Genomic DNA, 3,933 nt, shown 5'->3' on the forward strand with positions numbered 1-3,933 from the left:
ACGCACGGGCAGCCGCGCGGGCAGCGTGGCGCCGTCCACGGCGTGCGACAGCCGGGGGAGCAGCCCCGGATCGCCCCCGAGCGCGGCCCAGGCGCCCGCCACGGAGGGCCGGGCCACGCCGTCCGCCACGGTGTCCGCGCCGTTCACCGCGTCCCCGCGACGGGCCCGGCCGCTCCGGGCACCGACGCCGCCGGCCACTCCAGGCGGATCTCCTTCGCCGGGTCCGAGGGCCGCGGCTCCCAGCCGCGCGCCGTCGCGGCCGCGACCACGTAGCCGCCGCCCGCGCCCCGGTACTTCCGCAGCGGCACCTCGCACGTCCGGACCGTCGAGGGCGCCCCCGACTTGCGCCGGGCCGACGCCCGCTTCGTCCAGGTGTCCAGGTACGCGTCCACCCGCGCGCGGTAGAAGGCGGTGTCGCCCTCGTGCCGCAGCTCCGGCCAGGTCACGGTCCACCGCGGCCAGATCGGGATCCTGCCGACGGTGGCGTCCATGACCCGCTCGAAGCCGCGCTCGAAGCCCGGTATCACCGTCAGGACCTCCGCGAACATGGCGAACACGAGGAGCGCGGCGAAGAGGCACAACAGCAGCAGCCACCACACGGGCAGCACGATCATCGTGACGAGGAACCGCGGCACGAGCTGCCACGTCGGCCGGACCGGCTCGGCACCCCACTGCGGAGCGCCCGCGTGGGCGAACGGCGCGTCTCCTGCGAACGGCGCGTCATTGTAGGCGTACATGGGCGGCATCTTCTCGTGAGGGGCCGGGCGGTCGGCCACCGCCCGGCCCCGGCCGCCGCGCGGCGGCCGTGTGCGCTCCCGAGATGTGCCGCTTCGGCTAATTCCGCACGGCGTCCAGGGCGTCGATCATGCCCACGCCGTAGAAGCCGTTGCGGTTCTTGCCGCCCTCGCACACCGCGTCGACCTTGCCGTCCCCGTCGATGTCGTACGGGTTCGCGCACGGCACCGCGTCGGCCTGCCGGTACAGCAGGGCCTTCACGCGGGCCGCCGAGGCCTTCGGGTGCGACGACTTTATCAGCGCGGCCACGCCCGCGGCGTGCGGGGACGCCATCGACGTACCGGCCTTGTAGCCGAACTTGCCGCCCGGCAGCGTCGACAGGATCAGCCCGCTGGTGGCGGGCGGCTGCGGCTTCTGGTACGCCGTCGAGTCGCCGCCGGGGGCGGTGATGTCGATGACGCCCTTGCCGTAGTTGGAGAACGACGACTTCAGGCCCTTGGCGCCGGTGGACGACACCGTCACGACGCCCGGGAGCTGCGACGGCAGGTCGAAGCAGTCCGCGGTCCTGATGGTGCGCTCGACCGGTGTCGAGTCGTTCGGGCTCGTCGTGTCGACGAGCGTCTCCTGGGCGAGGTCCGTCTTGGCGTTGCCCGCCGCGGCCACGTTCACGGCGCCCTTGCGCTCGGCGTACCGGGAGGCACGGCCGACCGCGTCGACGAGGGCCCGCTGGTCGGGGTCCGTACGGCAGTTGAACAGCCACGGGTCGGTGTAGTAGCTGCTGTTGGTGACGTCCACGCCGTGCTCGGCCGCCCACACGAAGCCGCAGACCACGGCCTCCGTGTAGTACAGGCCGGTGGCCGGCTCGGCCACCTTCAGGCTCGCGACCTTCACCCCGGGTGCCACGCCGGTGATCCCGGTGCCGTTCTTCGCGGCGGCGATCGTGCCCGCCACGTGCATGCCGTGGTCGCTCTCCTTGGGCACGGGCCGCCACGCGCCGTCCTTCTGCGTGGGCACCCCGCCCAGACAGCTCGCGGACGCCTTCTTGTCGAAGTTCGGCGCGATGTCCGGGTGCGTGTCGTCGACCCCGGAGTCCAGGACGCCGACCGTCACCTTCGGGCTGCCGAGCGACACCTTGTGCGCCCGGTCCGCCTTGACGGCGGGCAGGTCCCACTGGAGCGGCTCCAGCTCGTCCTGGCCGCGCGCCGCCGCGCCCGCGGCGGCCGCTGCCTCCCGCGCGGACAGCGGACGCGCCTCCTCCACGGCGTCGTCGGACTGCGCGGACAGCGGCGCGGTGCGCGTGGCGCCCGCCGACTGGACGCCCTTGGCCTTGCGGATGGTCCTGGCGAAGTCCGGGTTCGCCGAGTGGACGACGATCACGCCGATCTGGTCGTACGCGATGACGACCTTGCCGCCCGCCTTGGCGATGGCCTTCTTGACGTGCTGGGATATCCAGCCGCCGTAGCTCTTGCGGACGTTGACGACGTAGCTCATCGCCGCGCCGTCGGCCGAGGCGGCCGCCACGGACGGCCCGGCAGCGGACGGCCCGGACGGACCGGCGGCGGACGACCCGGACGGCCCGGCGGCGGGCGGCCCTGCGGCGGGCGGCGCGTCGGGCTGCGCCGCGGCCGTGCCCGGCAGGAACGCCAGCGCGGACACCACGGCCACACCGAGCGGAAGAGCGAGCACGCGCCGGCCGAGCGGTGCGGGGTGCCTGGTCACGTCGGTGCTCCCCCTCACTTCTTCTTGACCGCGTCGAGGGCGTCGACGATCCCGTAGCCGTAGAAGCCGTTGCGGTTCGTGCCGCCCTCGCACACGGCGTCGACCTTGCCGTCGCCGTCCGGGTCGTACGGCTTCGTCGGGCAGCCCGGGTTGTCCGCCTGCTTCTTCAGCAGCTTCTGGAGCTGCGCGGGGCCCGCCTTCGGGTGCGTGGACTTCAGCAGCGCGGCCACGCCCGCGGCGTGCGGCGACGCCATGGAGGTGCCCTGGAGCCAGGCGTACTCGCCGCCCGGCATCGTGGAGAGGATGCCGCCGTCCTTCGACGGCGTGTCCGTGGGCTTCTGGTAGCGGCGGTCACCGCCCGGGGCCGCGACGTCGACGACGCCGTTGCCGTACGTGGAGTAGTACGACTTGGCCTTGTACACGCCGGTCGCGCTGACCGTGACGACGCCCGGGAGCTGGGTCGGCACGTCCAGGCACGTGTGCGGGTCGATGGTGCGGGTCACCGGCGTCGAGTCGTCGGGGCTGGTGGTGTCGACGATGGCGTCCGCGTCCAGGTCGTGGTTGGAGTTGCCCGCGGAGGCCAGGTGCAGGGTCCCCTTGCGCTGCGCGTAGAGCTGCGCGCGGTTGACCGCGTCGACGATGGCCCGCTGGTCCGGGTCGTCCTTGCAGTTGTACAGCCACGGGTCCACGTAGTAGCTGTTGTTGGTGATCTCGATGCCGTGGTCGGCGGCGAACACGAAGGCGCACACGACGCTCTCCGGGTAGAACAGCTCGCTGACCGGGTCGGCCACCTTGATGCCCGCGACCTTGACGCCGGGTGCGACCCCGGCGACGCCTATGCCGTTGCGGGCGGCGGCTATCTCACCCGCCACGTGCGTGCCGTGGTAGTGCTCCTTCTTCGCCGGCCGCCAGGCGCCGGGCGAGGTGTCGGCCTTGCCGCCCACGCAGTTCGCCGACTGCTTCGCCGAGAAGCTGGGCGCGAGGTCGGGGTGGGTGTCGTCGACGCCGGTGTCGATGACGCCGACGGTGACCTTCCTGCTGCCCGGGTTGATCGTGGCCGCCTTGTCGGCGCCGATGGCCCGCAGGTCCCACTGGTCGGCCTCCAGGGGCTCCTGGGCGGGCGCGGCGCCCGAAGCGGCCTGCCGCTGGAGGGCCTTGGCCCTGTCCTTCGACAGGAACGTCGGCGCGCCCTCCTCGGTCGTCCCGGCCGCCGTGAGCGGCGCCGTGCGCGTCGCGCCCGCGGACTGCACCCCGCGCACCTTCCGCAGCTCCTTGCCGAAGTCGGGGTTGGCCGAGTGCGCGACGATCACCCCGATCTTCGCGTAGGTGACGACGACGGTGCCGTCGGCCTTCGCGATCGCCTTCTTCACGGCCGCGATGGTCTTGCCGTCGGTCCGCGTGTTGACGACGTACGCCAGCTTGCCCGCGGCGGGCGCCGCGGCGGCCCGGGCGGGCCCGGCCGGCGCGTCGGACGGGGCC

General features: G+C 73.5%; 3 protein-coding genes. All 3 read right to left on the minus strand.

What is annotated here, in order from left to right:
- Positions 1-143 precede the first annotated feature (143 nt).
- Positions 144-737 carry a hypothetical protein gene (locus tag IE330_RS38050; RefSeq protein ID WP_229926226.1) on the minus strand — a complete coding sequence of 198 codons (594 nt, stop codon included), beginning with the start codon at positions 735-737 and terminating at the stop codon, positions 144-146.
- 97 nt (positions 738-834) lie between these two features.
- Positions 835-2,454, minus strand: a complete 1,620-nt coding sequence (locus IE330_RS38055) for a S8 family peptidase (RefSeq protein WP_190140752.1) — start codon at positions 2,452-2,454, stop codon at positions 835-837.
- Between the two features lie 14 nt (positions 2,455-2,468).
- Positions 2,469-3,933: S8 family peptidase (locus tag IE330_RS38060; protein WP_190140753.1), on the minus strand; the 1,465-nt coding region annotated here is incomplete at its 5' end.

It is taken from the genome of Streptomyces longispororuber (genome assembly GCF_014656095.1).
Lineage (GTDB): Bacteria > Actinomycetota > Actinomycetes > Streptomycetales > Streptomycetaceae > Streptomyces > Streptomyces longispororuber.